This is a genomic window from Sinorhizobium arboris LMG 14919 (assembly GCF_000427465.1).
Lineage (GTDB): Bacteria > Pseudomonadota > Alphaproteobacteria > Rhizobiales > Rhizobiaceae > Sinorhizobium > Sinorhizobium arboris.
Map to the genome: position 1 here is coordinate 1,218,345 of NZ_ATYB01000008.1, position 26,417 is coordinate 1,244,761.

23 protein-coding genes are annotated in these 26,417 nt (G+C 63.5%); 17 read left to right on the forward strand and 6 right to left on the reverse strand.

The window, feature by feature from the left end; translation table 11 throughout:
- Nucleotides 1–30 precede the first annotated feature (30 nt).
- A complete protein-coding gene (gene paaZ, locus SINAR_RS0106300) occupies nucleotides 31–2,097 on the forward strand; it encodes a phenylacetic acid degradation bifunctional protein PaaZ (RefSeq protein WP_027998296.1) in 2,067 nt (688 codons plus the stop codon).
- Nucleotides 2,094–2,597, forward strand: coding sequence for an acyl-CoA thioesterase (locus SINAR_RS0106305; protein WP_027998297.1), 504 nt, complete (start codon nucleotides 2,094–2,096; stop codon nucleotides 2,595–2,597). The genes paaZ and SINAR_RS0106305 overlap by 4 nt, the downstream gene beginning before the upstream one ends.
- A 33-nt stretch (nucleotides 2,598–2,630) precedes the next feature.
- Here SINAR_RS0106305 and paaG read toward each other — a convergent pair whose 3' ends face one another.
- On the reverse strand, nucleotides 2,631–3,422 hold the full coding sequence (paaG, locus tag SINAR_RS0106310) for a 2-(1,2-epoxy-1,2-dihydrophenyl)acetyl-CoA isomerase PaaG (RefSeq protein ID WP_027998298.1): 792 nt from the start codon (nucleotides 3,420–3,422) through the stop codon (nucleotides 2,631–2,633).
- Between the two features lie 91 nt (nucleotides 3,423–3,513).
- Between paaG and SINAR_RS0106315 the strand changes: the two genes are divergently transcribed.
- The 11 genes from SINAR_RS0106315 to SINAR_RS0106365 all read left to right on the forward strand — a co-directional run bounded on the left by SINAR_RS0106315 (nucleotide 3,514) and on the right by SINAR_RS0106365 (nucleotide 15,584).
- Complete coding sequence (locus SINAR_RS0106315; RefSeq protein WP_027998299.1) at nucleotides 3,514–4,830, forward strand: 3-hydroxyacyl-CoA dehydrogenase; 1,317 nt, start codon at nucleotides 3,514–3,516, stop codon at nucleotides 4,828–4,830.
- A gap of 113 nt (nucleotides 4,831–4,943) precedes the next feature.
- Entirely contained in the window at nucleotides 4,944–6,041 is a 1,098-nt protein-coding gene (nspC, locus tag SINAR_RS0106320) for a carboxynorspermidine decarboxylase (RefSeq protein ID WP_027998300.1), read from the forward strand.
- A 43-nt stretch (nucleotides 6,042–6,084) separates the two neighbouring features.
- Nucleotides 6,085–7,326: a saccharopine dehydrogenase family protein gene (locus SINAR_RS0106325; RefSeq protein WP_027998301.1), complete on the forward strand. Its 1,242-nt coding sequence runs from the start codon at nucleotides 6,085–6,087 to the stop codon at nucleotides 7,324–7,326.
- A 263-nt stretch (nucleotides 7,327–7,589) separates the two neighbouring features.
- Nucleotides 7,590–8,570, forward strand: coding sequence for a LacI family DNA-binding transcriptional regulator (locus SINAR_RS0106330; protein WP_027998302.1), 981 nt, complete (start codon nucleotides 7,590–7,592; stop codon nucleotides 8,568–8,570).
- Between the two features lie 49 nt (nucleotides 8,571–8,619).
- A complete protein-coding gene (locus SINAR_RS0106335) occupies nucleotides 8,620–9,855 on the forward strand; it encodes an ABC transporter substrate-binding protein (RefSeq protein WP_027998303.1) in 1,236 nt (411 codons plus the stop codon).
- Between the two features lie 188 nt (nucleotides 9,856–10,043).
- Entirely contained in the window at nucleotides 10,044–10,961 is a 918-nt protein-coding gene (locus SINAR_RS0106340; RefSeq protein ID WP_027998304.1) for a carbohydrate ABC transporter permease, read from the forward strand.
- Entirely contained in the window at nucleotides 10,958–11,821 is an 864-nt protein-coding gene (locus tag SINAR_RS0106345) for a carbohydrate ABC transporter permease (RefSeq protein ID WP_027998305.1), read from the forward strand. Before SINAR_RS0106340 ends, SINAR_RS0106345 begins: the two co-directional genes overlap by 4 nt.
- A 19-nt stretch (nucleotides 11,822–11,840) precedes the next feature.
- Nucleotides 11,841–13,763: a glycoside hydrolase family 127 protein gene (locus SINAR_RS0106350; RefSeq protein ID WP_027998306.1), complete on the forward strand. Its 1,923-nt coding sequence runs from the start codon at nucleotides 11,841–11,843 to the stop codon at nucleotides 13,761–13,763.
- Nucleotides 13,764–13,776: 13 nt separating this feature from the next.
- A complete protein-coding gene (locus tag SINAR_RS0106355) occupies nucleotides 13,777–14,862 on the forward strand; it encodes an ABC transporter ATP-binding protein (protein ID WP_027998307.1) in 1,086 nt (361 codons plus the stop codon).
- 99 nt (nucleotides 14,863–14,961) lie between these two features.
- Nucleotides 14,962–15,207 (forward strand): type II toxin-antitoxin system VapB family antitoxin, encoded by a 246-nt coding sequence (locus tag SINAR_RS0106360; protein ID WP_027998308.1) that lies wholly within the window; start codon nucleotides 14,962–14,964, stop codon nucleotides 15,205–15,207.
- Nucleotides 15,207–15,584: a type II toxin-antitoxin system VapC family toxin gene (locus SINAR_RS0106365; RefSeq protein WP_027998309.1), complete on the forward strand. Its 378-nt coding sequence runs from the start codon at nucleotides 15,207–15,209 to the stop codon at nucleotides 15,582–15,584. Before SINAR_RS0106360 ends, SINAR_RS0106365 begins: the two co-directional genes overlap by 1 nt.
- 92 nt (nucleotides 15,585–15,676) lie before the next feature.
- On the opposite strand, the gene SINAR_RS0106370 is transcribed toward SINAR_RS0106365, so the two are convergent.
- Nucleotides 15,677–16,312, reverse strand: coding sequence for a DUF1062 domain-containing protein (locus SINAR_RS0106370; protein WP_027998310.1), 636 nt, complete (start codon nucleotides 16,310–16,312; stop codon nucleotides 15,677–15,679).
- 621 nt (nucleotides 16,313–16,933) lie between these two features.
- Nucleotides 16,934–17,920: an AraC family transcriptional regulator gene (locus tag SINAR_RS0106375; protein WP_027998311.1), complete on the reverse strand. Its 987-nt coding sequence runs from the start codon at nucleotides 17,918–17,920 to the stop codon at nucleotides 16,934–16,936.
- A 76-nt stretch (nucleotides 17,921–17,996) separates the two neighbouring features.
- Between SINAR_RS0106375 and SINAR_RS0106380 the strand changes: the two genes are divergently transcribed.
- Nucleotides 17,997–19,202, forward strand: a complete 1,206-nt coding sequence (locus SINAR_RS0106380; RefSeq protein WP_027998312.1) for an MFS transporter — start codon at nucleotides 17,997–17,999, stop codon at nucleotides 19,200–19,202.
- A gap of 24 nt (nucleotides 19,203–19,226) precedes the next feature.
- Here the strand turns inward: SINAR_RS0106380 and mtnA are convergent, their stop codons facing one another.
- A complete protein-coding gene (gene mtnA, locus SINAR_RS0106385; protein WP_027998313.1) occupies nucleotides 19,227–20,321 on the reverse strand; it encodes an S-methyl-5-thioribose-1-phosphate isomerase in 1,095 nt (364 codons plus the stop codon).
- Nucleotides 20,318–21,589: an S-methyl-5-thioribose kinase gene (gene mtnK, locus SINAR_RS0106390; RefSeq protein ID WP_027998314.1), complete on the reverse strand. Its 1,272-nt coding sequence runs from the start codon at nucleotides 21,587–21,589 to the stop codon at nucleotides 20,318–20,320. The genes mtnA and mtnK overlap by 4 nt, the downstream gene beginning before the upstream one ends.
- 129 nt (nucleotides 21,590–21,718) lie before the next feature.
- On the opposite strand from mtnK, the gene SINAR_RS0106395 reads away from it, so the two are divergent.
- Genes SINAR_RS0106395 through SINAR_RS0106405 form a run of 3 tightly spaced genes read left to right on the forward strand, consistent with a single transcriptional unit; the run spans nucleotide 21,719 to nucleotide 25,368 of the window.
- Nucleotides 21,719–23,242, forward strand: coding sequence for a sugar ABC transporter ATP-binding protein (locus tag SINAR_RS0106395; protein ID WP_027998315.1), 1,524 nt, complete (start codon nucleotides 21,719–21,721; stop codon nucleotides 23,240–23,242).
- A complete protein-coding gene (locus SINAR_RS0106400) occupies nucleotides 23,232–24,278 on the forward strand; it encodes an ABC transporter permease (RefSeq protein WP_027998316.1) in 1,047 nt (348 codons plus the stop codon). Before SINAR_RS0106395 ends, SINAR_RS0106400 begins: the two co-directional genes overlap by 11 nt.
- A 46-nt stretch (nucleotides 24,279–24,324) precedes the next feature.
- Nucleotides 24,325–25,368, forward strand: coding sequence for a substrate-binding domain-containing protein (locus SINAR_RS0106405; protein WP_027998317.1), 1,044 nt, complete (start codon nucleotides 24,325–24,327; stop codon nucleotides 25,366–25,368).
- Between the two features lie 42 nt (nucleotides 25,369–25,410).
- Here SINAR_RS0106405 and SINAR_RS0106410 read toward each other — a convergent pair whose 3' ends face one another.
- Nucleotides 25,411–26,400, reverse strand: coding sequence for a sugar-binding transcriptional regulator (locus SINAR_RS0106410; protein ID WP_027998318.1), 990 nt, complete (start codon nucleotides 26,398–26,400; stop codon nucleotides 25,411–25,413).
- Between the last annotated feature and the right edge of the window lie 17 nt (nucleotides 26,401–26,417).

Consider the following 26,417-nt stretch of genomic DNA (forward strand, 5'->3'; position numbering starts at 1 on the left):
CTCAGTCTGAACTGATGGGAGGATCATCCGATGAACGTAGTGGCGGACCGGCCGCGCCGGCTCGAAAGCTATATCGCCGGCGCCTGGATGCGCGGTGCGAAGGACGGCGTGACCCTTCGCGATGCTGCGACGGGCGCGCCGGTGGCGCTCGTCGATTCCAGCGGCATCGATTTCGCCGCCGCGCTTGCCTATGGACGCGAAAAGGGCGGGCCGGCGCTTCGCCGGATGTCGTTCCACGAGCGGGCGATGATGCTGAAGGCGCTTGCCCAGGCACTGATGGAGCGCAAGGAGGAATTCTATGCGCTCTCCACCGCCACGGGCGCCACGCGCCCGGACAGCTGGATCGACATCGAAGGCGGCATCGGCACGCTTTTCTCCTATGCCTCGAAGGGCAGGCGGGAATTGCCGAACAGCCATGTGCTCCTCGATGGCGGTGTCGAGGCGCTGTCACGCGACGATACGTTTTCCGGCCAGCATATTTTGACAGCGTTTCAGGGCGTCGCTGTGCATATCAACGCCTTCAACTTTCCCTGCTGGGGCATGCTCGAAAAGCTCGCGCCGACGCTGCTGGCGGGGATGCCTGCGATCGTCAAGCCTGCGAGCCCGACCGCCTATCTCGCCGAGCTGATGGTGCGGCGGATCGTCGACACCGGTTTGCTTCCGGAAGGGGCGCTCCAGCTCGTCTGCGGCTCCTCGGGCGATCTCCTGGATCATGTCGGCGGCCAGGACGTGGTGACCTTCACCGGCTCGGCTACGACCGGGCGCAAGCTCAAGACCCACCCCGCGATCGTCGGGAATTCGGTGCGCTTCACCATGGAGGCCGACAGCCTCAATGCGGCGGTTCTTGGGCTCGATGCGGTCCCTGGAACGGAGGAATTCGATCTCTTCGTCCGCGAAGTCGCCCGCGAAATGACGTCGAAGGCGGGGCAGAAGTGCACGGCCATCCGCCGGGTGATCGCGCCGCGCGCCCATTGCGACGCGCTGGGTGCAGCTCTCGGCGAGCGTCTCGCCAAGGTTCAGCTCGGCGATCCGGCTGACGAAAAGGCCCGGATGGGGCCGCTCGCAAGCATCGACCAGCGCGAAGAGGTAAGGGCGCGCATCCGCGATCTCACAACGGATGCAGAGATCGTCGCAGGCGATCCGGCAAGGCCGCAGCTTGTCTCCGGCGACCCGGAGGCGGGGGCTTTCCTCAATCCCGTCCTTCTCTATTGCGCCAAGCCGGGCGCAGCGCGGTCGGTTCACGATGTCGAGGCCTTCGGCCCCGTGAGCACCGTCATGCCCTATGATACGGCGGAAGAGGCGGTTGAACTCGTCCGGCGCGGAAGGGGGAGCCTCGTCACCTCCGTCTTCACCAATGATCCCGATATCGCGCGGGATCTGGTGATCGGCATGGCGCCGTTCCATGGCCGCGTGATGATCGGCAACCGCCTGAGCGCGAAATCCTCGACCGGGCACGGCTCGCCCCTGCCGGCTCTCGTCCACGGCGGCCCCGGGCGGGCGGGAGGCGGAGAGGAGCTGGGCGGCATGCGGGGCGTCATGCATTACATGCAGCGCACGGCCGTCCAGGGGCCGCCGGGTCTCATCTCGGCTGTCACCGGCCGATGGATGGAGGGAGCGCCCGCGCGGATCGGGGGTGAGCACCCCTTCCGCAAGTCGCTCGCCGAATTACGGATCGGCGACCAGCTGGTCACGGAGACACGCACGGTCAGGCTCGAAGATATCGAGCAGTTCGCCGATTTCACCGGCGACACCTTCTACGCGCATATGGACGAGGAGGCTGCGCGCGCCAATCCGTTCTTCGACGGCCGCGTCGCGCATGGCTATCTCGTCGTCTCCCTGGCCGCCGGTCTTTTCGTCGACCCCGCCCCGGGGCCGGTGCTCGCAAACTACGGCGTCGACAGGCTGCGCTTCCTGACGCCCGTCTATCCGGGCGACACGCTTCAGGTCCGGCTCACCTGCAAGGAGATCAGTCCGCGAATGAATGCCGAGCATGGGGAGGTGCGCTGGGACTGCCACGTCACCAACCAGACTGGCGCAACTGTCGCGCAGTATGATGTATTGACGATGGTGGCGAAGACGAGAGGCGGGGAAGGATGACGACGGAGCAGGAGACGCGGCATCTGGTGATGACGGTTTTGATGACGCCGGACATGGCGAATTTCAGCGGAAAGGTTCATGGCGGAGCGCTTTTGAACCTGCTCGACCGCGTGGCCTTCTCCTGTGCGTCGCGCTTTTCGAAGCAATATGCGGTGACGCTTTCCGTTGATCAGGTGATCTTCAAGGAGCCGATCCATGTCGGTGAGCTCGTTACCTTCCGCGCGGCGATCAATTATGCCGGCCGTACCTCGATGGAGGTCGGCATAAGGGTGGAGGCGGAAAACATCCGGGCGGGCACACGGCGGCACACGAATTCCTGCTATTTCACGATGGTCGCCGTCGACGATGCAGGCCGTCCGGTCGCGGTGCCGGAGTACCATCCGGAGACGGCAACCGAGAAACGCCGCCACCAGGCAGCCGAATTGCGGCGCACGCTTCGGCGCGAATTCGCCCATCGGCTGAAGACGGTCGCAGAAACCGGGCGGGATGTGGGGGAATAGGAATGCCCGTCTGGCGCCGATACCGACCCCTTGTCACCGGCCCCTGAATTCCGGCTTACGTTTATCCAGGAAAGCCGTCACGCCCTCCGCATAGTCGGCGGTGCGGCCGGCTTCGCGCTGCAGGTCGCGTTCGAGGTCGAGCTGTTCGTCGAAGGAGCGGGTGGCGGCGGCCTGGATCGCGCGCTTGGTCAGACCGAACCCCTTGGTCGGTCCGGCCGCGAGCCGCGCTGCAAGCGCGGAAGCTTCGTCCATCAGCGCCGCGTCGTCGACGGCACGCCAGATCAGCCCCCAACTCGCCGCCGTCTCCGCATCGAGCGGTTCGGCCGTCATCGCCAGCGCCTTGGCACGGGCTTCGCCGATGAGCCGCGGCAAGCTCCAGGTCCCGCCGGAATCGGGCACCAGTCCGATTTTTCCGAAGGCCTGGATGAAGCGGGCGGAGCGGGCGGCAAGCGTGATGTCGCAGGCGAAAGCGATATTGGCGCCGGCACCTGCAGCTACCCCGTTGACGGCGCAGACGATCGGTTTTTCCAGACCGCGGATCAATCTCAGGAGTGGATTGTAGAAGGTCTCGATCGTGTGGCCGAGGTCCGGCATGCCGCCTTTGCGGGGATCGCGGTCGCCGAGATCCTGGCCGGCGGAAAAGCCGCGCCCCGCTCCCGTCAGGATCACGGCACGCACATCGTCGTCCGAATGGGCGCGCTTGAAGCCGGCGCGCAGCGCCAGATGCATTTCCTCATTGAAGGCGTTGAGCTTGTCGGGTCGGTTGAGAGTCAGGCGCAGCACGCCGCCTTCAATCGCCGACAGCACGGTGTCGGTATCGGACATGTTTCCTCCCTGCACCATCTGGTTCCCGCCCAGAAAAGCCTTGCATGGACCTATCGGCGGGTCAATCATCCCCCGACGGAGGACGAGCATCGTGACGCTCAGCATCGTGCATAGAGGCGGGATCGCCGACGTCACCGCCGGCAATCCTTTGCGCCATGTTTTCCTTACCGAGCGGGCGGCCCGCCACCCGCCCGAGCTTGCCGGCATAGAGCCGCGCCCGATTCGTTCGGCGGCGGTGGTCGGCGGCGGCACGATGGGGGTCGGCATCGCCGCCGCCCTGCGCAGCGCCTGTCTTCCGCTCGTCCTGATCGAACGGGACCATGCGGCGGTGGAGGGGGCGCTTGCCAGGCTTCGCGCACTTTTCGACGGTGCGGTGAAGCGGGGCCGCATCTCCGCCGGGCTGGCGGCCGAGCGTATGGCAGGCGTTACGGGCTCGACGGATTGGGCAGCGTTGGCCGAGGCGGATCTCATCATCGAGGCCGTCTTCGAGGATCTGGATGTGAAGCGCGGCGTCTTTCAAAGCGTCGCTGCGGTCTGCCGCGAAGATGCCATTCTCGCGACGAACACGTCCTATCTCGATCCCGAGCGGATCGCCGAGGGCATCGGGGGGCCGGAGCGATTTCTCGGCCTGCATTTCTTCAGCCCGGCACAGGTAATGAAGCTTGTCGAGATCGTCCCGACGCACGCGACGGCGCCCGAGGTGCTGGCGACCGGTTTCGCGTTGGCCCGGATGCTGAACAAGATCCCTGTGCGCGCCGGTATTTCGGACGGTTTCATTGGCAACCGCCTTCTCAGGGTCACCCGGATGCAAGCCGAGCGGCTGCTGCTCAGCGGGGCGACACCGGCGGGAGTCGATGCCGCCATGCGCGCCTTCGGGCTGCCGATGGGGCCATTCGAGGCACAAGACCTCGGCGGGCTGGACATCGCCGCCTCCCAGCGCCGTACCGCCCGCGCCCGCGGCGAGACGCCTTTTGCGCCGGTCGCCGATCGCCTCGCGGCCATCGAGCGCTTCGGCCAGAAGAGCGGCGGCGGCTGGTACGACTACGCGCCCGGCGACCGCACACCGCGGCCTTCCGCGACAGTCGCCCGCATCATTGCGGAGGAAGCGCAGGGCTGGCCTGGTCGCGATTGGAACGACGCATCCATGGTAGAGTGCATCCTCTGGCCGATGGTCAACGAGGCTGCACGGACTATCGAGGACAGGACGGCTCTGCGGGCCGCCGATATCGATCTCGTGGAAATCCACGGCTACGGCTTTCCGCGCTGGCGGGGCGGGCCGATGTACTATGCGGAAGCGCGCGGCCTCGACGGGGTCGTCGCTGCGCTGAGCGCAATGGCGGAGGAGGGGTTCGCCGAGCCGCCTTGCGGCAGGCTTTTCCAGGCTGCCGCGCGCGGCCGTTTTTCCTGAGGGACATCAGCAGAGTTCGGGGCGCATGTTTTCTCGGCGGACTGAGCCGGGTTGCACAACCGGCCTCATTTTCCTAGGAGGACCCTTCGGATTCAGAACGGATAGGTCCTGCCTTGATCGATACGCCCTATTATCTCATCGACAAGTCCAAGCTCACCCGCAACATGGAGAAGATCGCCCATGTGCGCGAGAGGTCCGGCGCCAAGGCTCTGCTGGCTCTCAAGTGCTTTGCCACCTGGTCGGTGTTCGAACTCATGCGCGACTATATGGACGGAACCACGTCTTCCTCGCTCTTCGAGGTCAGGCTCGGCCGGGAGAGGTTCGGCAAGGAGACCCATGCCTATAGCGTCGCCTATGGCGACAACGAGATCGACGAGGTGGTCTCGCATGCGGACAAGATCATCTTCAATTCGATATCGCAGCTGGAGCGCTATGCCGACAAAGCGGCGGGCATCGCGCGCGGATTGCGCCTCAACCCCCAGGTGAGTTCGTCAAGCTTCGACCTCGCCGATCCGGCGCGCCCCTTCAGCCGACTTGGCGAATGGGACGTGGCGAAGGTCGAGGCCGTTATGGACCGGATCAACGGCTTCATGATCCATAACAATTGCGAGAACAAGGATTTCGGCCTCTTCGACCGAATGCTCGCACAGATCGAGGAAAGGTTCGGCTCGCTCATCGCCCGCGTCGACTGGGTAAGCCTCGGGGGCGGCATTCACTTCACCGGAGACGACTATCCGGTCGAGGCCTTCTCGGCGCGCCTCAGGGCGTTTTCCGACCGCTATGGTGTTCAGGTCTATCTGGAGCCGGGAGAGGCTTCCATCACGAAGAGCACGACGCTCGAAGTGACGGTGCTCGACACACTCTACAACGGCAAGAATCTTGCCATCGTCGACAGTTCGATCGAGGCGCATATGCTGGATCTGTTGATCTATCGCGAGACCGCCAAGGTCTTGCCGAACGAGGGACCGCATAGCTACATGATCTGCGGCAAATCCTGCCTCGCCGGCGATGTCTTCGGCGAGTTTCGCTTCGCAGACGAGCTGAAGGTCGGCGACCGCATCTCGTTTCAGGACGCTGCCGGCTACACGATGGTCAAGAAGAACTGGTTCAACGGCGTGAAGATGCCGGCGATCGCCATCAAGGAACTTGACGGAAGCGTCAGGACCGTCCGCGAATTCACCTACGCGGACTACGAGCAGAGCCTCTCCTGAGGCTTCACGTAAGTAAGACGGGTAGAAGGAGATATCCCCCGAAATGAAAAAGAACGTTCTCATCATCGGCGCCGGTGGCGTGGCACAGGTCGTGGCGCACAAATGCGCCCAGAACAGCGATGTATTGGGAGACATTCATATTGCGTCGCGCACCCTCGAGAAGTGCCGCAAGATCGTCGAGTCCGTGCGTGAAAAGAAGAGCCTCAAGACCGAGGTGAAGCTCGAGGCGCATGCCCTCGACGCCCTCGACATCGAGGCGACGAAGGCTCTCATCGTGAGCACCGGCTCTCAGATCGTGATCAATGTCGGCTCCGCCTTCGTCAACATGTCGGTGCTTCGCGCCTGCATGGACACGGGCGTGGCCTATATGGACACGGCGATCCACGAGGAGCCGAACAAGATCTGCGAAACGCCGCCGTGGTACGGGAACTACGAGTGGAAGCGGGCCGCAGAGTGCAAGGAGAAGGGCATTACCGCCATTCTGGGAGTCGGCTTCGACCCGGGCGTGGTCAACGCCTATGCACGCCTCGCAAAGGACGAATATTTCGACAAGATCACGGATGTCGACATCGTCGACATCAATGCCGGCAACCACGGCAAGTATTTCGCCACCAATTTCGATCCGGAGATCAACTTCCGCGAATTTACCGGCGTCGTCTATTCCTGGCAGAAGGGTGCCTGGCAGACGAACCGGATGTTCGAAGTGGGCAAGGAGTTCGACCTGCCCGTCGTCGGCAAGCGCAAAGCCTATATGACCGGCCATGACGAGGTTCACTCGCTGTCGAAGAACATGGACGGGGCCGATGTGCGCTTCTGGATGGGCTTCGGCGACCATTACATCAACGTCTTCACGGTTCTGAAGAATCTGGGCCTCCTGTCCGAGCAGCCGGTCAAGACGGCCGAGGGCCTCGAAGTGGTGCCCCTGAAGGTGGTCAAGGCAGTCCTGCCCGACCCGGCTTCACTCGCGCCCGGCTACGAGGGAAAGACCTGCATCGGCGATTTCGTCAAGGGCCTCAAGGACGGCAGGGAGCGCGAGGTGTTCATCTACAACGTCGCCGACCACAGGCAGGCCTATGAAGAAGTGGGCTCGCAGGGGATTTCCTACACGGCGGGCGTTCCACCGGTGGCGGCCGCGATGCTGATCGCCAGCGGCGAGTGGGACGTGAAGCAGATGGCGAACGTGGAAGAACTGCCGCCACGACCTTTCCTCGACATCCTGAACCGCATCGGTCTGCCGACGCGCATCAAGGATGAAGAGGGCGACCGGCCGCTCAGCTTTTCGTAGGAGGAGCGAGGAAGCGGCGGGAATGGACGTCTGTGCCTGAAAGCCCCCTCCCCACAAGCGGGAGGGGCTAGCGACGACGCGCGGCACATGCCGCCCCGCCGTTACGCAACCCCGCTCGCGAAAAATCATACTTATTTGCAGAGAAAACCTTTTCCCATATTGACTCCGCGCATGAGAAAAGGTTTTCTCAGTCGCAGTTTCTCTGGGAGGAGGCGAAACTGAGCTCGCAGCGCGGTAGAGGACATCGGGTCACCATTCACGATCTGGCAAGGGTTGCCGGCGTGAGCGTTTCCACCGTGTCGAAGGCGCTCAACGACAATGGCCGAATGGCCGCCGAAACGCGCGAGCGGATCAAGAGCCTGGCGGCGGAAATAGGCTTTCGCCCGAATGCGCTGGCGCGCGGCCTGCTCAGCAACCGGAGCTTCACGGTCGGCCTTCTGACGAACGATACCTATGGCCGGTTCACGCTGCCGGTCATGGCCGGGATTTCCGAGGCGTTGGTTGATCATGGGGTATCGGTCTTCCTCTGCGCCATCGAGGACGACCCGGCGCTTGGGAAAATCCATGTCGACGCCATGCTGGACAAGCAGGTGGACGGCATCATCGCGACAGGCAAGCGGGTCGACAGGTCTCTCCCGGTCGATCTCGCTGGCCTGCCGGTGCCGGTCGTCTATGCTTTCACCAAGGGCGAGCCCGGCAGCGTGACGCTGACCTCCGACGACGGTCACGGCGCGCGGCTGGCGGCGGAATGGCTGAAAAAGACGGGCAGCAAGCGGCTGTCGCACATTACCGGCCCACGGGAATTCGTTTCCGCCGTCGAGCGCGCCGAGGCGTTTCGGGAGGTGGCGGGCGCTGGGGCGCCGATTCTGCACGGCGTCTGGTCAGAGGCGTGGGGGCACGAGGCGATCGACCGAATCTGGAATGAGGGCGGAGAGAGGCCGGACGGCATCTTCTGCGGCAACGACCAGATTGCCCGCGGTGTTGTCGATGCGCTGCGTGAGCGGGGTGTCAGAGTGCCGGAGGACGTTTCCGTCATCGGTTTCGACAACTGGGAGATCATGGCGGCGCAGACCCGGCCGCCGCTGACGACGATCGACATGAACCTGAAGGAGCTCGGGCGGGAGGCCGGGCTGATGGTGCTCGCGCTTGCGGAGGGGCGGACGATCGAACCCGGCCTGCGCAAACTGCCCTGCAGGCTTGTCGTACGGGACTCCTGCGGAGGCAGGGGCCGACAGACTGATTGAGGAGATGGGGTTTCACCCAGGGTGGCCCCGCATTTGGGAGGAATGCAAGATGTTCGCGAAGTTGATGGCTGCAACGGCCCTTATATCGGCCAGCATGATTTCGGTCGCGTCGGCCGAAACGATCAGCATGTGGGTCCGCTCGGGAATCGGGGACTCTTTCAAGGAAGTCGTCAAGGCCTACAATGCAGGTCACGAGAACAAGGTGGAGCTCACGGAGGTGCCCTTTGCCGAACTCGTGCAGAAATATGCCACTGCGATCGCCGGCGGTCAGGCGCCCGACGCGCTTTCGCTCGACCTGATCTACACGCCGGCTTTCGCCGCCGCCGGCCAGCTGGAGGATCTCACCGACTGGGCGAAGGCGCTGCCCTACTTCAATTCGCTCTCGCCTTCGCATGTGAAGCTCGGCACCTATGAGGAAAAGATCTACGGCCTGCCGCTCACGGTCGAGACCTCGATCTTCGCCTGGAACAAGGACCTCTACAGGAAGGCCGGCCTCGATCCCGAAAAGGCGCCGCAGACCTGGGAGGAAATCACCGCCAATGCCGAGAAAATCCGCGCGCTCGGCGGCGACACCTACGGCTTCTATTTCTCCGGCGGCGGCTGCGGCGGCTGCATGATCTTCACCTTCACGCCGTTGACCTGGGGCGCGGGCGCCGACATCCTTTCGGCCGACGGCAAGACCGCGACGCTCGATACGCCGCAAATGCGCAAGGCGGTCGATATCTACCGCAACATGGTCGAGAAGGACCTCGTTCCGGCGGGTGCCGCGAGCGACAACGGCGTGAATTTCCTGAGCTTCACCAATGGCAAGATCGGCCAGCAGAGCCTCGGCGCCTTCGCCATAGGCACGCTGGTGACGCAGCATTCCGAGATCGATTTCGGTGTGACGCTGATACCCGGCGTCGACGGCAAGCCGTCCTCCTTTGCCGGCGGCGATAACTTCGTCGTCACCAAAGGCACGCCGAAGCTCGAAGAGGTCAAGGAATTTCTCGAATATACCTATTCGCCGGAAGGCCAGAAGATCATGGCGAAATTCGGCAGCCTGCCGACCCGCGGCGACATCGCCAATGAGGTGCTCGAAGGCCTCGACCCGCGCCTGAAGGTCGGCATGGAGGCGATCGCCGTCGCCCAGACGCCTTATACGCTGCAGTTCAACGATCTGATCAACAGCGCCAACGGGCCGTGGGCGACCTTCACCAATGCCGCGATCTACGGCGACGACGTCGACGGGGCGTTCTCGACCGCACAAGACGAGATGCAGTCGATCATCGACGCGGGGCAGTGAGGCCGGGAAGGAGCGGTGTTCTGCTTCATGAACGGCGGGTGGGGGACAACCCCCCCCTCTGCCCTGCCGGGCGTCTCCCTCCAAAGGGGGAGATCGGCAAGAAGCAGGGCCTGCGCCAGCCGCAACATGAAGATGCCCAGAGGGTGTCACCCCGCCACCGATGTCTCGCAACCCTTGAAAGCGCATCCATGACGACGTCAGCACTCACAGCCACCACCCGCCGACGCTGCCCGAAGCGGCAAACCGGATGGCGCGGGCTCATCTATATCGCGCCCGCCATGGCCCTCGTCACGCTCTTCTTCGTGCTGCCGGTGCTGTTCACGCTGTGGATGAGCCTCCACAAATGGCCGCTGCTCGGCGAGCCGGCCTGGATCGGCCTGCGTAACTATACGCGGATGCTCACCGATGCGCGGTTCTTCAACGCTCTCGGTTTTACCGCCCACTATACCCTGATCGTTACGATGGCGATTTTCGCGGTCGCCTTTCCGCTGGCGATTTTCGTGGAGAAGCAGAGGCCGTTGGTCTCGCTCTACCGGACCATCGTCTTTCTGCCTGTCGTGGTGGGGCTCGCGTCCGCCTCGCTGCTCTGGGTCTGGCTCGCCAATGTCGACAGCGGGCTCTTCGCGCCGCTCTTCGACACGGTGGGCCTGACCTCCGGGCGGGTCAACCTGCTCGCGAAGTTCGATACCGCCTTCCTGACGATCGTCGTCATGGTGGTATGGAAGATCGCAGGCTTCACCATGATCATCCTGCTGACGGGGCTGCAGGCCATCCCGGCCGAACTGACCGAGGCCGCCCGCATCGACGGCGCCGGTCGCTGGCAACGCTTCCGCCACCTGACGCTGCCCCTCATGCGCCGGACCATGGCGCTGGCGCTCATCCTTTCGGTCACCGGCTCGATCCTCGCCTTCGACCAGTTCTACATCATGACCAGCGGCGGACCGCAGAACAAGATGATCTCCGTCGTCTACTATATCTTCAACCAGTCCTTCGTGTCCTTCAATCTCGGCTATGGCGCGGCACTGTCGATCGCACTGCTCCTGATCCTGGTGACGCTCAGCGTCGTCCAGCTCTGGCTGCTCAAGGTGGGGGATGAACGCCCATGAGGACGCGCCGCGAAATCCGCGTCCGCAAGGCGCTCCGGGACAGGATCGTCTATCACGGCATCGGTATCGGCACGGCCTTCTTCTTCCTGGCGCCCTTTGCCGTTTCCTTTCTTGCCTCCTTCCGGCCGAACAGCGAATCCGGGAGACCGCCGCTGCCGCCATGGCCGATCTCGGGGCTGAGTTTCGACGCCTATCGGGCGCTCGACAGTTTCGGTGCCGGCATCTGGCAGCACATGTTCAATTCGCTCCTCGTGTCGATCGGAACGGTCGTCCTGACCGTCGCGGTCAGCGTGTTCGCCGGCTACGGCTTCTCCCGGTACCGCTTTCCGTTCAAGAACGCTCTCTTCGTGCTGGTCATCGCGACGCTGATGATCCCGTTCCAGTCGATCCTGACGCCGCTTTTCATCATTCTGGCGCGGCTCGGGCTCAACAATTCGCTCGTCGGGCTGATGCTCGTCTATGTGACGCTGCAGCTTCCCTTCTCCGTCTTCATGATGCGCAACGCCTTCGATGCCGTTCCCAAGGAGATCGAGGAGGCGGCCCGCATCGACGGCGCCCGCGACCTGAAACTTCTCGTGCGGGTGCTGCTGCCGCTGGTCATGCCCGGGATTGCCACCGTATCGATCTTCGCCTTCCTCAATGCCTGGAACGAATTCTTCGCCGCGCTCGTCCTCCTGTCCAGCAACGACAATTACACGCTGCCGGTGCTGATGACTGCCGTGCGCGCCGGCCGCCTCGGCGCGATCAACTGGGGCGCGGTGCAGGCCGGCGTCGCGGTGATGGTCGTGCCCTGTCTCTTCGTCTTCCTTCTTCTGCAACGCTATTACATGCGCGGGCTGATGGCCGGCGCGGTGAAATGATCCGAGAGAAAGTGACCTCATGACAAAGACCGTGAAAGACCGCCAGTTCCGTCCCGTTGCCGTTCCCGACGTCGAGCTCGGCGGCTTCTGGGGCAAATGGCAGGATGCCGTCTGCCAATCCACCGCCGAAACCCTGCTCGACCGCTGCGTCGAGGCGGGCATGATCAAGGCGATCGACGTCAGTCATCCGAGCCCCGGCATCGTCATCCCCATCCAACCCTGGGGCGGTACCACCCAGATGTTCTGGGACTCCGACCTCGGCAAGTCGATCGAGACGATCGCCTATTCGCTCTATCGCCGCCCGAACCCGCAACTCGAGGCGCGCGCCGACCGGATCATCGACATGTATGAGAAACTGCAGGACGAGAACGGATATCTCAATGCCTGGTTCCAGCGCGTGCAGCCCGACAGGCGCTGGACCAATCTGCGCGACCACCACGAGCTCTATTGCGCCGGCCATCTGATCGAGGCCGCCGTCGCCTATTACCAGGCGACCGGCAAACGCAAACTTCTCGACATCATGTGCCGCTTTGCGGACTACATGATCTCGGTCTTCGGGCGCGGCGAAGGGCAGATCCCTGGTTATTGCGGCCACGAGGAGATCGAGCTCGCGCTCGTCAAGCTTGCGCGCGTGACGGGCGAGAAGAAATATCTGGACCTTTCGAAGTTCTTCATCGATGAGCGCGGCACCGAGCCGCATTTCTTCACCGAGGAAGCCAGACGCGACGGCCGCGACCCGGAAAGCTTCATCCAGAAGACCTACGAATACGGCCAGGCGCACCAGCCGGTGCGCGAACAGAAAAAGGTCGTCGGCCACGCCGTGCGCGCGATGTATCTCTATTCCGGCATGGCCGACATCGCGACCGAATACAGGGACGACAGCCTGACGGCCGCCCTGGAAACGCTGTGGGACGACCTCACCACGAAGCAGATGTACATTACCGGCGGGATCGGGCCTGCCGCCTCGAACGAGGGCTTCACCGGTTACTACGACCTGCCCAACGACACGGCCTACGCCGAGACCTGCGCTTCGGTCGGCCTTGTCTTCTGGGCGAGCCGCATGCTCGGCCGCGGCCCGAACCGCCGCTATGCCGACATCATGGAGCAGGCACTCTATAACGGCGCGTTGCCCGGTCTTTCCATCGACGGCAAAACCTTCTTCTACGACAACCCGCTCGAAAGCACCGGCAGGCACCACCGATGGAAGTGGCATCATTGCCCCTGCTGCCCGCCCAATATCGCACGGCTCGTGACCTCGATCGGTTCCTATATGTATGCGGTCGCGGAGGACGAGATCGCCGTCCATCTTTACGGCGAAAGCACGGTGCGGCTGAAACTCGCGAGCGGCGCCGAGGTCGAGCTCAGACAAGAGACCAACTATCCCTGGGAGGGGACGATCGCCTTCACGACGAAGCTCGACAGGCCGGCGAAGTTCGCGCTGTCCTTGCGCATACCGGAATGGGCGGCGGCGGCGACGCTCAGCGTCAACGGTACGATGCTCGATCTCTCGCCGCATTTGACCGGCGGCTATGCCCGCATCGAACGCGAATGGTCGGACGGCGACCGCGTGGCGCTTTATCTGCCGCTGGCGCTTCGGCCGCAATATGCCAATCCGAAGGTCCGGCAGGACGCCGGCCGCGTGGCGCTGATGCGCGGTCCGCTCGTCTATTGCGTCGAGACGACGGACAATGGCGAGGACCTGAACGCGATCGTCCTTCCTCGCGAACTGCCGTCTGCCGAGACCGTCGTGCTCGACGATCTGAACGGTGCGGTCGCCATCGACATTTCCGTCGAGCGCGAGGAAACGGAGAACTGGGGCAAGGCGCTTTACAGGGAGGCACCAGCCGGGCGCCGGCCCCACAGGGCCCGCTTCGTGCCCTACCATCTCTGGGATAACCGGGCGCCGGGAGAGATGCTCGTCTGGGTGCGGTCGGACAAATAGGGTGATCTCAGGGATGGCGAACGGCATCAGCAACAAGAGCGTCGTGCTCAGCGACATCCGCAAGAGCTATGGCGGCCTGGAGGTCATTCACGGCATCGACCTAACGATCGAGGAAGGCGATTTCGTCGTCTTCGTCGGCCCGTCCGGCTGCGGGAAATCGACCCTGCTGCGGATGATCGCGGGGCTCGAAGAGGTGACCGAGGGGGAGATCGCCATCAATGGCAGGGACGTGACCGACCTCGACCCCTCCGAGCGCGGCATCGCCATGGTATTCCAGTCCTATGCGCTCTACCCGCATATGAGCGTCAGCGAAAATCTCGGCTTCGGGCTCAAAATGGCGCGAACGGACCCGGCCGAAATCGAGCGCCGCGTCGCGCAGGTCTCGGCCATCCTCAAGATCGACCATCTGCTCGACCGGAGGCCCGGCCAGCTTTCGGGCGGCCAGCGCCAGCGCGTGGCGATCGGCCGGGCGATCGTGCGCAAGCCCGAGGTCTTCCTCTTCGACGAGCCGCTTTCCAACCTCGATGCGGAACTGCGCGTCTCCATGCGTATCGAGATCGCCCGCCTGCACCGCGAACTCGGCAACACGATGATTTACGTGACCCACGACCAGACGGAAGCGATGACGCTTGCCGACCAGATCGTCGTGCTCCGGGACGGCCGGATCGAGCAGGCCGGCAGCCCCCGCGACGTTTACGAGGACCCGGCCAACATGTTCGTGGCGGGCTTCATCGGTTCGCCGCGGATGAACTTCCTCGATGCGGAATGGCAGGGGGACGGTAACGTCCGGATCGGCAGTGCGACGATGAGGGTTCAGATCGACGGCGGCGGCCTCGCACGGGGCGAGCGCCTGCGGCTGGGCATAAGGCCGGAGCATATCACGGTGGCCGAACCGGGTCCGGAGCGGCTCACCGCGCAGGTCGAATTCTCGGAATATCTCGGCGGAACGCGCTACCTCTACTGCCAGTTCGAGGACGGGCAGAGCCTCGTCGTCGAGCAGCGCGATGGGCCGGACTGGCAAGCGGGTGAAAGGCTTTCCTTCGCCGTGCCCGAGGACCGAAGGCGGTTCTTCGCCGAAGACGGGCGGCGTTTGCGGTAGCGAGATGCCGCCCCCTTTCCGATTGCCGCACGGGCCGTGCTTGCTTGTGTAGATGCAGGGGTCTACATTATTCAACAAGCGATCTACATGGAGGCCGCCGTGCCGATCAATGTCAACAACCCCGAGGCGGATGCCCTGACGCGCAAATTTGCGCACATGGCCGGGGTCAGCATCACCGAGGCGATCGTCATCGCCATGAAGGAGGCGATTGAGCGCCGGCGAAACCTGGAAACGCCGCTGCAGACTGCAAGAAGGCTCCGGGAGAAACACGGCATCGCGCTCAGCAATGCCGCGAGGAAACCGCTCCCGCGAGAGGCCTTTGACGCGATGTGGGACGAAAGCTGATGTTCGTCGATGCATGTGCCATCATCGCGTTGCTGTCGGACGAACCGGAGGCTGGCCGCGTTTCCGACGCTATCGCGTCTTCGCCGAGCCCGATGACCTCCCCGGTTGCGGTACTCGAGGCTGCCCTTGGCCTTGCCCGCCCCGACAAATTCAACCTCCCGGTCGATGCGGTCGAACCCGTTCTTCTCGAGTTTCTCGAAGAGCGCGGCATTGAGGTCCATGACCTGCCGCCGGCAAGAGAAACCACCCGCCTCGCGCTTTCCGCCGCACACCACCTCGGTGACTGCCTGCATTATGCCTGCGCCAAGTACCAGGGCGTACCGATCCTGGCCACTGACGACGAGTTTCGGCAGACCGATCTTGAGATCGTGCCCTGAGTAAAACAGTGGCTGGATCGAACGGGGCCAGCGCGTTTTCTATCGGAAGGCCCCCGCAATGCCCTGACGTTTCGGGCGTTCCGGGGCACCCTCTACGAAGTCTTTCCAAGAGCAGCCGGCTTCCACACCAGATCTCTGTCGGCCATAGCTGAAAGATCCACGGTTACCCGAATGCCGCTCCTGATCCGCCGTCGTAAGATATCGGAGCGGTCTGGTTTCGTCCGAAGCAAAGCGTTCTGATGGAGTGCGCTCAACTGAGAACGCGAGATCCTTAGCTCCAAGGCAAGCAAGCGATCCAGGCGCGTGCTGCTCGGCAATGGAACCGAAAGCTCGATTTCCAAATGCTCCCAATCAGCGGCCTCGTTCAGCAGCTCCTTTCGGACCTCGAAATCGGAAAACTCATCAATCCTTTGCGACTTCCGCCTGAGCGCTTCGAGATTGAAAGTCTCCGCTCGAATCCAAGAGGGATCGTTGGATTGTAGCGCGTCGAGGACAGCCGGACTGATGTTGCGAACATTCCGGCGTTCGAATATTGGGCGGTTCCATGTCCTGTCACACGTCAGGCACTTGTAGATAAGCCATGCATCAAGCTTCCGACCATTGGCATTGAGCCTGATCTTGTTGCTGCTTTGGAAGGCTCTAAGGCCTCCGCAGCCGCTGCATGCGACCCAGGGCCGAGGTGGAATTACGGGAATGATGGTCCAGCGGACCTGAAGTGTATTGCACATGCCGTCTTGGCCTTCCGTTCGGAAGTCCACCAAGATGGGAGCGTGAGAAAACCACTAGGGCACGGCATGGCGGCGTTCGGGGGTGAAGAGCTGAGACAGCGGGGCTGCACTTGGCACATTTAAACGATGCCAGACCGGTCTCATGCCACCACCCGATGAACGCATTCATACCCCACCGGCTCTCGTCAGCCGGCGGCAGTACGGGTGAGAAATGGATTGAGACCGGTATTTACTTAGGCAAAGCGGACCTCTGCATGCCAACGCTCTTCACCAGAGCGATAACAAATGATCCGCTTCGGTTGGAGCCCTCATTACGCCAGACCCGACAAAGATGTCGCTTGCTGCATTTTTGCAACTCTGCGATGTGATCGGACCATGTAGCGCACTCGTTTTCCGCCTTCGAGGGCTGCGTCCACGGCGTGCAGGAATGGCCGCCTTAAAGCCCTTCCAGGAAACATGTTTAACGGTTTCCGTCCGGAAGTGCGTCGAGTCAAATGCTCTGCAGCGCCGCATCTAGCAGACGGGCAAGGATCGTTGTGGCACTTTGATCTGCTGCATGTTTTTGCCCTTTGATCGACCAGGATTAAAGAAAGCGCGCAGGAGGTCTTCTTTGCCTCTCCCTCAGCCCTCGCCGACGGTAAATGTCGGTGCTTCTGCCGGTTCGGAGCCGCGATAGTGGCTTGGCGGCAGGCCGATCACACGCTTGAAGGCGCGGCTGAACGAGGCCTCCGAATCGTAGCCGAGGCGGCGCGCGACGACGGAGATGCGCATGCGGTCGCGGGTCAGCCATTGCCGTGCCTGGTGCATGCGCACCTGTGTGAGGTAACGGGCCGGCGTCTCGCCGACCACGGCGGCGAACTGCTGGGCGAAGCCGGAGCGCGAGGCGCCCATGAGCTTGGCGAGGGAATCGACTGACCAGGCTTTCTCCGGGTCGAGGTGCATGGCCGCGATGACGCGGCCGAGTCCTGGGTGGCGGACCGCCGCCACCCAGCCGTTGGTATTGCCGCATCCGTGCTCCACCCAGGAGCGGATGATGAGCGCCGCAAGCACGTCGGCGAGCCGCGCCAGCACGCCGCCGGAGCCGACGCGGCTGGCGCCGACTTCCCGCGCCATGGCGTCGAGCATGTGCGGGATCGCCGGCTCGCTGGCCGTCAGCGCGTCGATGCGCATCACGTCGGGCATCATGCGCAGCAACGGATGCATGGCATCCATGTTGAACCGCAGGCTGCCGCAGAAAAGGATGGTGGTCTCACCGCGCCCGCCCCCGCAGACATCGTAGACGCGATGGCATACCTTCTGGACCGAGTAGGCTTCGAGCGGCGACAGCTTCTCGCCGGGCGCGCTCGCCAGCGCATGCGCGCCGCCGCGCGGCAAAAGCACCGCATCGCCGCGCTTCAGTTCGATCCAGTCTCCGTCGGCTACCCGCAGCCAGCAGTCTCCGCAGATGAAGTGGAAGCGCGCCGCCTCCTGCGCCGGAAATGAAATTCCCCAGGGCGCGGTCAATTCGCAACGGACGTAATCGACGCCGTCGAGGCGCAATCCGCGCAGGAGTTCGCTGAGAAAATCCTCCGAAGCGGAAGGCGAAGTTTTGGACGAATGATCAAGCATTGCGGAATTTCTAGCATGGAATGTCCAGGGCGTCACGCCTTATCTAAGCCGGACCCCTCTCAAGGAGACCGCTCTTATGACAGATTCAGCGACCACCCTGGACGCCAGTTTCATACCGGAAAGCGAGGAGCGCATCGATCCGGCATGGGCCGGGGTCGGCTCCCTCGCGCTTGGCGTGTTCGGCCTCGTCACCGCAGAATTCCTCCCCGTCAGCATTCTGACGCCGATGGCCGCCGATCTCGGGATCAGCACGGGCACGGCCGGCCAGGCGGTGACGGCGACAGCCGTCGTCGGCGCGGTCGCCGGGCTGACGATCGCCATTGCCACGCGCCGGTTCGACCGCCGGCTCGTGCTTTGGGGCTTCACCCTGGCGCTGATCGCCTCCAGCCTGCTTGCGGCTTGCGCCACCAATCTCGCCATGCTCCTTGCCGCACGCGTCGTCCTCGGCATCGGGCTCGGCGGCTTCTGGTCGATGATGGCGGCAATCGCCTTGCGACTCGTGCCGATGTCGCTGGTGCCGCGCGCCATGTCGATCGTCTTCACCGGCGTCTCGGTGGCAACCGTCTGCGCGGCACCCATAGGCGCCTATATCGGCGATCTCTGGGGCTGGCGCGCCGCATTCCTGATGGCCGCGGCGGTCGGTGCCGTAACGCTGATCGTGCAAATGGCGACCATACCGCGGCTGCCGCCGCAATCGGCCCCCAGCCTGAAGCTCCTCTTCGACCTCATGCGCGTGCCGAGCATCCGCATCGGGATCATCACTGTTCTGCTTTTTGTCTCGGGCCATTTCGCCGGCTTCACCTATGTGCGCCCGTTCCTCGAAAACGTCCCGGAGTTCGGGATCGAGGCGATCTCGCTGATCCTGCTGGCTTACGGCATCGGCGGCTTCTTCGGCAATCTCGCCGGCGGGCTCATCATCGAACGCAGCATCACGGCGGCCGTCAGCATCGGAACGCTGCTCATCGCGGCGATGGCGTTTGCCCTCGTGACCTTCGGTTCGCTCGATGTCGTGTCGGCCGTGGCGGTGACCGTCTGGGGCTTCGCATTCGGGGCGCTGCCGGTCGCCGTCCAGACCTGGATGGTGCGAGCCGCGCCCGACCATGCGGAAAGCACGGGCGGCCTCATCGTCGCGACCTTCCAGGTCGGCATCGCCAGCGGCGCCGTCCTTGGCGGGCTCTTCGTGGACGGCTTCGGCCCGCTCGGCGCCATCACCTATTGCTCCGCAGCGACGCTCGCGAGCGGGCTCTATGTCATGGCCACGCGGCGCAGCATAGCGGTCTGATTGCCGCCGGGTCGCGGCATCGTCTCAACGCCGTTCGGGAAAGAGCGCTATAAGCCCTTCCGGTGAGGGCGTGGCGATACCGCGCTCAGTGATGAGACCGGTGATCAGGCGCGCGGGCGTCACGTCGAAGGCGGGATTTGCCGCGGGACTGCCCTCCGGCGAGATGCGCACACTGGCGATGGAGCCGTCGAAGGCGCGTCCCTGCACGAAGCTCACCTCGTCGCCGGGCCGTTCCTCGATCGGAATTTCCTTGACCCCGTCATGGACCGTCCAGTCGATCGTGGGTGACGGCAGGGCGACATAGAAGGGCACGCCGTTGTCCCGTGCGGCGAGTGCCTTGAGGTAGGTGCCGATCTTGTTGCAGACGTCGCCATTGGCCGTGGTGCGGTCGGTGCCGACGATCACCATGTCCACGTCGCCGTGTTGCATGAGATGCCCGCCGGCATTGTCGACGATCAACGTGTGCGGCACGCCATGGCTGCTCATCTCCCAGGCGGTGAGATAGGCGCCCTGGTTGCGCGGCCGCGTCTCGTCGACATAGACGTGCACCGGTATGCCTTCCTCGACCGCCATGTAGATCGGCGCCGTCGCGGTTCCGTAATCGACGGTCGCCAGCCAGCCGGCATTGCAGTGGGTGAGGATGCGAACCGGCTCGCCCGGCTTCTTCTCTGCGGCGATTTCGCGGATGACCTTGAGACCGTTCGCGCCGATAGCCCGGTTGAGTTTGACGTCCTCTTCCGCGATTTCCGCGGCGCGCTCGTAGGCGGCGTCCGCGCGTTCTGCTTCCGGCAGCGGGCGCAGATGGTCCCGCATTGCGTCGAGGGCCCAACGCAGGTTGATGGCGGTCGGTCGCGTTTCGTGAAGCTCGTCCCAGACGGCATCAAGATGCGTATTCGATGGGTTCTTCGCCATGGCGATGGCAACGCCGTAGGCGGCGGTGACGCCGATCAGCGGCGCGCCGCGCACCCACATGTCGCTGATGGCGAGGGCCACGTCGGCGACAGTCTTCAGCGTCACGACACGCAAGTCGTGCGGCAGCCAGCGCTGGTCGATGATGTCGATGGAGCGGCCATCCTCGTTGAGCCAGATCGTGTGGTAATGACGTTCTCCGACTTTCACGCGAGTGTCTCCTTCTGAAGCCGCTCCGCCGTGGCGCGGATATCCCTGAGGCTGTGGATGCGATGCCGGTTGACGGCGAGATGACGTCCGAGCTTCAACGCCTTGCTTTCGCAGGCGGCGCGGCGGTCGGGATCGGCAATCGTTTCGAAATCGGCATTGTGGGCGAGGCCGAGAATGCGGCGGTGGATCTCAATTCCGGCAAAGCCCAGCATCTCGCGCCAGATCTCGTCGATGACGATGTTGAGCGCCTGCTCGGCGCCGAGCGGGTCGTTCCTGTCCTCGAAAACGCGCGCCTGATAGAGGATGCCCATGCGCTCGGTCCGCCAGAGTCGGGCGAATTCCGAGCGGAACGTTTCCCAGATCGTTTCGATCGTCTCGAGCAGATAGGCGCGCATGCTGTTGCGCGCGCCGGTCGCGCCCTCCTGGCCGCTCTGCGAGAAGTAGCTCATCCAGAAATTGGCGAGGAGCATGCCGACGTCGAAGCTGATCGGTCCGTAGAAGGCGAACTCTGGGTCTATGACGCGGGTCTCAGCGTCCGTGACCATCACCGAGCCGGTATGCAGGTCGCCGTGGCAGAGCGTTTCCGCCTTGGCGGAGAAGAGATGCTTCAGCCGCTGCGCCTCGACCTTGAGATCGCGGTCGGAGCGAAGCTCCTTCACGATCGGGTCGAGCTGCGGCGCGGTGTGGCGATTGAGTTCGGCTTCGAAATAAGGGTCGGAAAAGACAAGGTTTTCCGTGATGTCGCACAGCTCGACATTGTCGGCAAAGAGCGCCAGGTCCGCTTTCTTTTCGCGTGTCGCCATGGAAAGGTCCGAACCGCGGAAAAGCGTGCGGGCGGCAAAAAGGCCGAGATCGCAGCCTATATTGGGCAGTTCGCGTCCATCGATCAGCGCGCGACGCAGGATGACGTGCGGCGTCAGATACTCCATGACGATCAGCGCCTGCGTCTCGTCGAAGAAGAAGATCTCCGGCACCATACCGGGAGCACGCGCAGCCTGGCGCACCAGCGCGTGGTACTCGAAGAAGGAGCGTTTCAGAGGCAGCGGCCAGCTCTCGCCGACAAGGCGCACATAGGGCAGGGCCTGCTTGACGACCGCCGTGCCCTTGCTGCCCGTGACGATGAACACGAGGTTGAGATTGCCGTCGCCGACCTCCTGGACGGTCCAGCGCGAGGCGTCCTCGCCGATCTTCTCCCTGAGCGCGGAATTGCCGCCGAGCCGGTGCGGCAGTGTCTCGGCGCTGAGCGCCTCGAAGACTTGCTTGTCCATATCCTCCTCCTGCGCATGCCGCGGCCTCCACCGCTCGCCATGGCACAGCTAAGGCATCATTCTGTCAAATGTCAATGGCCTTGACAATTGATGAAAGCCTATCCTAACGTGCAGCGTCGGGAGGAGACAATGAGCGGACAGGCAGTGTTTCGCATCGAGGGCGTGCGCAAATCCTTTGGACCAGTGCAGGTCCTCCGGGGGGTGGATCTCGATCTTAAGGCCGGGGCGGTAACCATTTTGATGGGTGCCAACGGCGCCGGAAAATCCACCCTCGTGCGCATTCTCTCCGGCGTCTATGCGCGCGACTCCGGCGCGATCACGCTTGCGGATGCAGCTTTCGAGCCGGTGACGCCTGCCGAGGCGATCCGCGCCGGCGTCGTCACCGTGCACCAGAACATCAATGACGGAGTCGTCGCCGACCTCGACGTCGCAACCAATCTGACGTTCGACCGGCTGAACGGGCGTGGCTCGCGGTTCTTCTTCAATCCGCGCCGCGTCCGGCGTGAGGCGGCAGCGGTCGCCGCCCATATGGGGCTCTCCATCGATCTTGCCGCCAACGTCAACGACCTGACGCTTGCCGACCGGCAGATGGTGGCGATTGCCCGCGCGATGTCGCATGAGCCGAAGGTGCTGATCCTCGACGAGCCGACGTCCTCCCTCTCGAGCGCCGAAGCGGACCGCCTCTTCGATCTCGTCGACCGGCTAAAGGCGCGCGGCGTCGCCATTCTCTATATCTCGCACCGCATGTCGGATATCCGCCGCCTCGCCGACCGCATCGTCTCGCTCCGTGATGGCCGGATCACGGGTCGTTTTGAGGGGCCCGATCTCGACTACGAGGGCGCCGTCGACGCGATGCTGGGCCGCAAGGTCTCGGCGGGCAAAATCGCGGTGCGCAAGGCCGGCGGGCCGATTTTCAAGGTGCGCAGCCTGAAGCTCTCCGACCATGCGCGGCCTTTCGATTTCGATCTCCTCGATGGCGAGATTGTCGCGGTCACCGGCTTGGTGGGGGTCGGCAAGACGGCGCTTGCCGAAACGCTGTTTGGAGCGCGCTTCCCGGTGGCCGGCGAAATGACCCTTGACGGCTTGCGCTATGCCCCGAAGACAACCGGTCAGGCGATTGCGCGCGGTGTTTTCCTCGTTGCGAAGGATCGCGCCGAAAGCGGCATCGTGCCCGATTTCAACCTCTACGAGAACATCAGCCTGCCGTTCCTGAGCAGGCTCTCCCGCTTCGGCATCTCGAGCCGCAGGGCCGAAAGGGCCAAGGCGCGCGGGCAGATCACCTCGCTCGGAGTCATCTGCCGGAACGAACGTGACGAGATGCAGACACTTTCAGGCGGAAACCAGCAGAAGGTGATGGTCGGACGCTGGCTCTGCGAACCTTCGCGTTTGCTCATCCTCGACGAGCCGTTCCAGGGCGTCGACATCGCCGCCCGCCGGGACATCGGCCACAAGCTGCGCATCTCGGCCGCGGGCCGTTCCACCATCCTCTTCCTGACCGAACTCGACGAAGCGTTCGAGGTCGCCGACCGCATCCTCGTCATGTCGGAGCAGACCATCGTCGGCGAACATCGAAACTCTGAAGTCGATGTCGAGCGCCTGCTGTCGCAGATCGCCGGTCAATCCCATCAGCAGGTCATGCATCATGAGCAGTGAACAGAGCAAACCCGCCGCAGCCCCCGTACTTCCAGGCACGTGGGGCATCAGGGAAACCGCGATCAAGTACGGCTTCCTCATGCTGCTCGCCGGCATGGTTCTTTATTTCTCGCTCGTAACCGGAGGTTTTGCCTCCCCTCAAAGCGCCGTCTTCATTTTGCAATCCGTGTCGATAACCGGCATTCTCGCCCTCGGCGTGACGGCGACGCTTGTCGTCGGTGGGTTCGACCTCTCCATAGGCTCGGTCGCCACCACCGCGATGATGGCTTCCTCCTATGTCATGGTGGTGATGGGGGGCGACGCGCTTACGGCGGCGCTCGTCTGTCTTGCCGTCGGCGCGCTCGTTGGCCTGATCAACGGCTTCATCATCGTCTACATGCGCGTTCCGGACCTTCTGGCTACCCTCGGCATGATGTTCCTGCTGCTCGGCCTTCAGCGCATCCCGACCGAAGGCCGCTCGATTGCTGCGGGCATGACGCTGCCCGACGGTTCGGTTGCGACCGGCGTCTTCAGTCCGGCTTTCCTGGCGCTCGGTCGCCACCGCTTCGATCTCGTCCTGCCCAACCTCGTGCCGGTCTCGGTCGTGGTGCTCGTGGCGCTCGCCATAGCGATCTGGTTCTTCCTCGAATACACCCGCTTCGGCCGCATAATGTATGCGGTCGGATCCAATGAGCGCGCGGCCGCGCTCGCGGGGGCGCCGGTCAATGCTTACAAGATCTCGGCCTACGTCATTTCCGGCGTCTTCGCCTCTATCGGCGGCATTCTGCTCGCAGCACGCCTCGGCCGCGGCGATATCGCTTCCGGAAACAACCTGCTGCTCGACGCTGTCGCCGCCGCGCTGATCGGTTTTGCCGTGTTGGGCGCGGCCAAGCCGAATGCTTTCGGAACGGCCGTAGGCGCGCTTTTCGTCGGCATCCTCTTGCAGGGCCTGACGATGATGAACGCGCCTTACTACACGCAGGATTTCATCAAGGGCGCGGTGCTCGTCGTCGCCCTGATCTTTACCTTTGCGCTCTCGAAAAGAGGCAAACGCTGAGGAGACCTCGGCGGACCGTCAACGTTCATCAGTGGAGGAGACTGACATGGACATAACTCGCAGAACCCTGGGCAGATGGACGCTCGCGTTTATGGGCGCGGCTGCCTTCGCCGTGCCGTCCCTTGCCGCCGACATGCCGAAGCCGTTCGACAAGCCCGGCGACGTAAAGATCGCGCTCGTGCGTTATCTTTCGACCGGCGACTTCTTTCAGTCATATCTCGCGGGCGTCGAAGCACAGGCCAAGGCCCTCGGCGTGCAGCTTCAGATATTCGACAGCCGTCAGGACGCCGCGCTCCAGGCCGATATGGTCGATCAGGCGATAGCGCTCGGAGTGAATGGTATCATCATCCAGCACGGCCTGACGGAATCCATGAAGGAAGCTGCCCAGCGCGCGGTCGATGCCGGCATCAAGGTCGTCGCCTTCGACGTGAATGTCGAGAACGATAAGATTCCGCAGATCGAACAGTCCGATCGCGACCTGGCCCGTCTCGCCCTCGAGCAGGCGATCAAGGATAACGGCGAGAGCTTCAAGGCCGGTTACGTCTACGTCGCCGGGATCGCCCCGCTCGACCGCCGAGACGAGACCTGGAAGGAATTCAAGAAGAAATATTCCGGCATCGAGGAAGCTGCCCAATTCGGCACCATGGACAACCCGATCGCCAATTCCGTCGCCAACCAGGCCCGTTCCGTAATCTCAGCCAACCCGGACATCACGGTGATGTTCGCCCCCTATGACGAATTCGCCAAGGGCGTGAAGATCGCGGTCGACGAGGCGGGTCTCTCCCCCAGCGTGAAGATCTACTCGGCCGACATCTCGACCTCGGACATCGCCGCCATGCGGGAGGCGGGCTCGGCCTGGGTGGCGACCGCCGCAACGAATCCCGCCGTCGTCGGCCAGGTCTCGGTGCGTTCGCTCGCCATGCTGCTTGCCGGCGAGGATCCCGGCCGTCAGGTGATCGTACCGCCGACGCTGATCACCCAGAAGGACCTGAGTGATCAGGATATCAAGAACATGGAAGAACTGGGCATGAAGCTGCCGCAATTCGCTCATGCCGACGTCGCTATGCCGGCCTGGATGCCGCAGCCCTGATTTATGGCGCCGTGCGTCCAGGCGGGCGCACGGCGCACAAGTTCAAGGAATGCGGCTCCAGCGATCCATGACCCGCCGCGCCATAGATGCGGTGACGACGAGATGCGAGGCAAACCCGCCCTTCAATGCCGCCATCAGCGGCTCGAATTTGCTGTCCTCCTGCACGACCAGCATGCGCTTGCGGATCGCGCGGATGGAGTCGAGATCTGCGGAGATCAAGCGCCGGTTATGCGCGCAGTCCATATATTGGCCATCGCGATCGATGAGCTGCCCGGCGATGACTCCCGCTGCACCCCTTTCACCCATCGCATGCATTTCCTTGGCCGAAAGAGCGCCGCATTTGACGAGGTGACTGTCCTCCTCGATGCCCCCGACGGAGTAGAGCGCGAGCTTGCAGTCCGAAATCGTTGCAAGTTGCTCCCTGATGACGGGCTCGCGGCGCAACTCTTCGGCAAGCCGCTCGGACGAGAGGACGAGCGGCGCATAGAAGTTGATGCCTTCCGCATTGAGACGGCGGGCGATTTCCGTAGTGCACTGATCCGGGCGGTAGGAGTAGGGAGCGCCGAGATTGCCGCAGAGCTGCACGACCGACACGCCCCGAAGATCGGCAAACGGCATGACGTCCGCTATATGATACACCGTGCGGCCCCAGGCGACCCCGATTCTGTCGCCCTTGTTGATGAGCTCCAGGAAAACCGAGGCCGCCACCACGGGCATCTCGACGGCCGGGTCCATGGCCTGCCGGTCCTCGGGAACGATCCAGACACTCGTCAGTCCCGCGGCGTCCTCCAGCTCGCGGGCAAGGACGTCGTCGGAGAAGAGTTCCGTCGACGTGGTGATGGTGACTATGCCCATCTCGCGCGCCTTGCGCAGATACATGGCGATGGAAGCACGCGAGATTTCCAGCCGTTGGGCGACTTCATCCTGGCGCAGGCCGTGCGTATAATAGAGCCAGGCGGCCTTGTGGATGATCTGATCGTTGGCACGAATCGGCATGGAGGTCTTTCGGACGGAAATCCTGACATAATTCATCACATGTGACAAATGTC